This window comes from Paenibacillus sp. Marseille-Q9583 (genome assembly GCF_976954365.1).
The window spans coordinates 23682-29978 of the sequence record NZ_CDRJTB010000078.1 but is presented as its reverse complement, the minus strand read 5'-3'; the positions used below and the strand labels follow the sequence as shown (position 1 = coordinate 29978).

The window sequence follows — 6297 nt, the reverse complement described above, 5'->3', positions numbered from 1 at the left end:
GTTATTAGAATTACCTGACTACTTATCTTTTCTAGCGACAAGTAGTTTTTGAATAAAGACATGGGTAGCCATGGAGGAGGAGCTTTCTTTATGGCGAATGATGGAGAACTGTCTTTCAAAGTGATGATGTCTGATGGGAAGCTCACAGATTTCACCACTTGCTAATTCTTTGCGCACAATCCATCTGGAGAGCATCGCGATTCCCAAACCTGCTGCAACGGCTTCCTTAACTCCTTGACTACTGTTGAAGACATAGGATCTTTTGACAGAAATCTCTTCTTCTTGAATGAAATGATCACTGAAAGCACGTGTTCCAGAGCCAAGCTCTCTCAGAACCCAAACCTGATTTTGTAGCATCCCTTGCTCCACAGAGACTATTTTTGACAAAGGGTGGTTGGCCGGGGAGACCATAATCATCTCGTCCTTCATGTAAGGTGTGACCATCAGATCATTCTCATGGGCTTCTCCTTCGATAAACCCAATATCCAATTCATTGGCTCTTACCCCACCAATAATTTCTTCAGTATTACCGATCGTCACCTGAAGCTTGACTTGTGGGTATTGATTTGCAAATTCCGCAAGTCTTGAGGGTAATATATACTCTCCAATCGTAAAGCTCGCACCAATATGTATACTGCCAGTAACTTCATCCTGTAGCATTTGTATTTCCTGATGGGCTTCTTCGAAGTGGGCCAATATTTGTTTGGCGTGATTATAAAGTATTGTACCTGCTTCGGTTAATTTTACTTGTTTCGGAGATCGGTGTAGAAGCTTTGCGCCTAGTTCATTCTCAAGATTCCGGATATGTAGACTGACACCGGGTTGAGATAGATTCAGTAACTCTCCTGCTTTAGAGAAATGACTTTGCTCAGCAACTGTAACGAAAACCCGTAATGTATCCACAATCATAGAATTCCCTCACTAAAAGTCTCGAATGTATTTAAAGTTCCTTATCAAGCACGAACTGAGCTTTCTTCTGTGAAAATCCAATACGTGTATAGAAACGTACCGTATCTTCTCTAGTTTGGTTGGTGCACACTCTTAATTTGTTTCATGCTGTTTCTTTATTATAGTTCATCTCATTCAGTGGAACATCTCTATGTGAATTACTTCGTACTATTTCGATAAGTGGATGGGGATAGACCCATCGTCTTTTTGAAATATTTAGAGAAATGAGCCAATTCCATACCGACTTGTTCCGCAATATCTGAAATGCTGTAATCTGTGTAAGAAAGCTGTCTTTTAGCGTGCTCCATACGTTTCAATTGAACATAGGCCATTGGAGTCACCCCCATGAATCTTTTGAAATAAGGTATAAAATAGTTCGGGTGCAGGTGAACAAGCTCTGCTAGTTCATCAACCTCTATGGGCTTATTTAGACAATCATCGATGTAATGGAGCACATGAGCCAGCTTACCATGGTCTCCGGTGTGTATGAATTGCGTCATAAAGTCTGTGTGACTACTGTCGCTCGATTCAAGACAAGTGGCAATGAGATTAAGTAAACAAGCCTGAGTGCGAAGGATAGATAAGACATCGTCCTTTTGAAATTGTTCGATCATCTCCACGAAAATTGCCCTTATTGAATCTGGATTAGGCGAATCACAGATGTATAATTTTTTCTCCGCATGGAATAAGGGCCATTCTCCAATGTCAGCATCAAAGTGGCAGTAATAACGGATATATGGATCATCGATAGAAGTTTCGGTAGTTTGTGTGCTCCCCGCAGGCATGATCATTAGCTGACCTGGCTTCGGATAGTAGGTAATCCCGTTTATAATTACTTTCCCCTCACCCCCATCAATAAAATAAAGCCTATTAAAAGCGGGGGTTTCCATCGTGCGGTTCCATCCGGGATATCTATTACTAAGTTGGGCATGGGTCACAGTAACCTTGAGATTCTGCAGGAGACGTCCTGATAAGTTCCCTGAATTGTTCATCATTTAACTCCTTTGAAGCTTTTATATCCTCATTATAACGGTTTCATTTAACTAAAACATCTTACTCAAATACAAATAGTTCTTAATTTCGATCATGTTCATGTCCTTAAATAAAGTATATCATCTAACCATAACCATTAATAAGGAAGTGATCAGAGATGGGTACAGTTCGTTATGGGATTATTGGTATTGGAAATATGGGAACCGCACATGCGCAAAGTCTGCTGAGTGAGATTAAGGGGGCTGAGCTTACAGCCGTATGTGATATAAGAGAAGAACGTTTGAAATGGGCTGAAGAGCAGTTACCTGAGAATGTTAGGAAATATTCTACGCCGAAGGAATTATTCGAATCACGTATCATGGATGCGGTATTAATCTGTACTCCGCATTATGATCACCCTACACTTGCAATCGAAGCTTTTCAGCATGATTATCATGTACTAGTGGAGAAGCCTGCAGGTGTTTATACGAAAGCTGTTCAACAGATGAACGATGCTGCAGCACAGTCTGACCGCAAATTTGGAATCATGTACAATCAGCGTACAAATCCTTTGTATCAGAAGCTGAGAGATCTTATTCAGTCTGGTGAGTTAGGTGAGATCCGCCGGACGAATTGGATTATTACCGACTGGTATAGATCGCAGAACTACTATAATTCTGGTGGCTGGCGGGCGACATGGGCGGGTGAAGGTGGCGGGGTATTGCTTAATCAAGATCCTCATCAGCTAGATTTATGGCAATGGACGACAGGCATGATGCCGAAGCGGATAAGAGCATTTTGCCACTTTGGAAAATATCGCAACATTGAGGTTGAAGATGATGTAACCGCTTATGTGGAATACGAGAATGGCGCTACAGGTCTGTTTATTACTACAACTGGAGAGGCACCGGGAACTAATCGTTTTGAAATCAATGGCGATAATGGAAAAATCGTAGTGGAAGACGGGAAGCTAACCTTTTGGCGTTTGCGTACACCGGAGCCGCAGTTCAACGCAGAGTTTACGGGAGGTTTCGGTAGCCCGGAATGTTGGAAATGTGAGATACCAGTACAAGATGGCGGAGGGGAGCAGCATAAAGGAATTCTACGGAACTTTACGAATGCCATTTTGCATGATGAGGCATTACTTGCTCCCGGGGAGGAAGGAATTAAGGGGCTAACCCTTTCAAATGCCATGTATTTATCGGCTTGGACGGACAATTGGGTGGAGCTTCCGATGGATTCGGATTTATTCTACGATAAGCTGATGGAAAAAGTAAAAAACTCGACTTTCCAAAAGGAAACCTCAGAATCTAAAACATTGAATGTTAAAGGAACTCATTAAATCGAAAGAGAGAGGTTGAATCCTATGAAACGTTCGATGATTGCGGCTCAAATGTACACGTTACGTGATTATACTCAAACTGCAGAGGATTTAAGATCAACTTTTCAAAAGGTATCGGCAATGGGTTATGAGAGCATTCAGATTTCATCCATTGGACCGATTAATCCGATGCTCGTTAAAGAATATGCAGATGAAGCGGGGCTGGCTATATGTGCGACCCATGTGTCCTGGGACCGTTTAGTGAATGATCTGGATGCGCTTGCCGAAGAGCATAAGCTGTGGAATTGCAAATATATTGGACTTGGAAGTTTACCAGAAGAATTTCGTACGGGACTTGAAAGCTACCGGGAATTTGCGAAATTGATATCTGAAATTTCAATAACATTAAAAGAACAACACGGTCTGCAATTTGTTTATCATAATCATGATTTTGAATTTGAACGCTTTGAAGGTACTGCTGGAATGGAAGTACTGCTCAATGAGACTGATCCTGCTGTTGGTTTCATACTTGATCTATATTGGGTGCAGGCAGGCGGCGCGAGTCCGGTGGAATGGATACGTAAAGTTGAAGGCAGAATGCAGGTTGTGCATTTAAAGGATATGGCGATAGTTGATAGGAAACAGGTTTTTGCTGAAATAGGCGAAGGAAACATGAACTATGCGGAGATCATTACTACTTGTCGCGAGACGGGTGTTGAATGGTACGTAGTGGAGCAGGATGTTTGTAGACGTGATCCTTTTGAGAGCTTAGAGATGAGTCTGCGCTATCTCATAAGCTTATTATAGAATCGATAAGAAACCATTAGGAGGATTCTGATGAATAGAATAGATGGGATGACCTATGCACCCATATATGAAGCTAAACCTGTAGTGAAGCCAGGTGAATTCATCATCGCAGCTATTGCACTCGATCACGGTCATATTTACGGGATGTGTAATGGGCTGGTTGAGGCTGGTGCAGAGCTGAAATGGGTATATGATCCGGATGAAGAGAAAGTTAGAGCATTCATAGCCAAATATCCTGGAGTTAGGGCTGCTGAGTCTATGGATGAAATATTGGAAGATCCAGAGGTTCGCTTAGTTGCAGCGGCAGCTATTCCTTCAGAACGAGGCCCCTTAGGAAATAAGGTTATGGCTCACGGGAAGGATTATTTTACGGATAAAACCCCTTTTACAACACTTGAACAACTGGATGATGCTAGAGCTATGGTCGCAGCAACCAATCAGAAGTATATGGTTTACTATAGTGAGCGTCTTCATGTTGAAAGTGCAATCTATGCGGGACAGTTGATCCGTCAGGGGGCTATTGGTCGTGTTCTTCAAGTCATTGGATTAGGGCCGCATCGTTTAAATGCATCTAGCCGTCCAGAATGGTTTTTCGAGCGGGAGAAATATGGTGGAATTTTGTGCGATATTGGCAGCCACCAAATTGAACAATTTTTGTATTATACAGATTGTCAGGATGCTTCAGTTGTTCACAGTAAGGTAGCTAATTATAATCATTCGTCTTACCCTGAATTGGAGGACTTCGGTGATGCGACGCTTGTTGGGGACAATGGGGCAACCCAATACTTCCGTGTAGATTGGTTTACACCAGACGGACTCGGAACCTGGGGAGATGGACGTACAATGATCATGGGAACTGAAGGGTACATTGAACTGCGCAAATACAGCGATATCGGGCGTTCAAATACACCGGATCATGTGTACTGGGTGAACGGGGACGGGGAGCATTACGAACATGTAGCTGGAAAGGTTGGATTTCCGTTCTTTGGTGAACTTATCCTCGATTGTCTGAACCGGACGGAGCTGTCCATGACTCAAGCACATGTCTTCAAAGCTGCTGAACTATGTTTGAAGGCTCAAGCCCAAGCGATGAATCTAACTCCTAATCAACTAAAATAGCGAATGGAATAATGAATGGAGGTGGTAAAGATGAACAAACTTGGAGTAGCGATTATTGGCTGCGGGGCGATATTTCCTCTCCATGCTAAAGCAATATCAGCAATAAAAGATGTAAATCTAATTATTGTTGTAGATATTGATGCTGATAAAGCTACACGAGCGGGAATAGAATATTCCTGCGATGCCACTGATGATTATAGAGAAATATTAAATGATAATCGTATTGATGTTGTTCATCTCTGTACACCTCATCATCTACATGCAGAAATGGCTGAAGAGCTATTACGTGCGGGAAAGCATGTGTTAACTGAAAAGCCAATCGCCGTTGACCTTCCTTCAGCCATGCGCATGCTGGAAGCAGCGCAAGAGAGCTCCGGCCAGCTTGGTGTGGTGTTCCAGAATCGTTATAATGATGCTTCCGTTTATATTAAGAAGACTATAGATTCTGGTGATTTAGGAAAACTGCTTTGTATGAAAGGTGTCGTAACCTGGCATCGAAATGAAAGTTACTACAAAGATAGCAATTGGAGAGGAAGGTGGTCCACGGAAGGTGGAGGTGTTCTAATTAATCAGACCATTCATACCTTGGATTTACTACAGTGGTATGGGGGTGAGATTAAATCCGTGAAAGGCAGTATTACCACGGATGTGCTTGATGGCGTCATTGAAGTAGAAGATACTGCCCATGCTTGTATCGACTTTGCCAATAATGTTCGCGGGCTGTTTTATGGCACAAATACCTATCTTGAGAACTCTCCGGTGGAGTTGGAGCTAGTTTTTGAAGAGGGGACTCTTAACTTCCGTCGTGAGCACTTATATCTTTGGAAAGATGGGAAGGAAACCTTGGTTTGTGAGCCTATTTTCAGTCCTGCGGAAGGCAAATCGTATTGGGGGACTGGGCATAAGAGACTAATTGAGGACTTCTATGACCATATTTTGAGTGGATCAAAGTTTTGGCTGGATGGTTCTGAGGGGATAAAGGCACTGGAACTTGTGAAGCGTATTTATAGCTCATCGCAGAGGAACAAATAAGTCATAAATATAGCAAAGGCTGTTCCATAAGTAGATTTATCTACGAATGAGGCAGCTTTTTCGTGTTTAGGGACTTCCCGCATTTGGTTAAACACTAA

Annotated in this window: 6 protein-coding genes; 4 read left to right on the top strand and 2 right to left on the bottom strand. The window is 42.5% G+C overall.

All coding sequences use genetic code 11. The features are described from left to right. Positions 1-18: 18 nt before the first annotated feature. A complete protein-coding gene (locus tag ACWNM1_RS26135) occupies positions 19-909 on the bottom strand; it encodes a LysR family transcriptional regulator (protein WP_449603237.1) in 891 nt (296 codons plus the stop codon). 197 nt (positions 910-1106) lie between these two features. Next, entirely contained in the window at positions 1107-1940 is an 834-nt protein-coding gene (locus ACWNM1_RS26130) for a helix-turn-helix domain-containing protein (protein WP_449603236.1), read from the bottom strand. Positions 1941-2098: 158 nt separating this feature from the next. Between ACWNM1_RS26130 and ACWNM1_RS26125 the strand changes: the two genes are divergently transcribed. From ACWNM1_RS26125 to ACWNM1_RS26110, 4 genes are read left to right on the top strand one after another with little or no spacing between them, the layout of a single operon-like run. Next, complete coding sequence (locus ACWNM1_RS26125; RefSeq protein WP_449603235.1) at positions 2099-3262, top strand: Gfo/Idh/MocA family protein; 1164 nt, start codon at positions 2099-2101, stop codon at positions 3260-3262. Between the two features lie 24 nt (positions 3263-3286). Continuing rightward, positions 3287-4048, top strand: coding sequence for a sugar phosphate isomerase/epimerase family protein (locus tag ACWNM1_RS26120; RefSeq protein ID WP_449603234.1), 762 nt, complete (start codon positions 3287-3289; stop codon positions 4046-4048). Between the two features lie 30 nt (positions 4049-4078). Further along, the gene (locus tag ACWNM1_RS26115) at positions 4079-5167 is read left to right on the top strand and encodes a Gfo/Idh/MocA family protein (RefSeq protein WP_449603233.1); all 1089 of its coding nucleotides are present in this window, start codon (positions 4079-4081) and stop codon (positions 5165-5167) included. 30 nt (positions 5168-5197) lie between these two features. Then, on the top strand, positions 5198-6199 hold the full coding sequence (locus ACWNM1_RS26110; protein ID WP_449603232.1) for a Gfo/Idh/MocA family protein: 1002 nt from the start codon (positions 5198-5200) through the stop codon (positions 6197-6199). Positions 6200-6297: the final 98 nt, after the last annotated feature.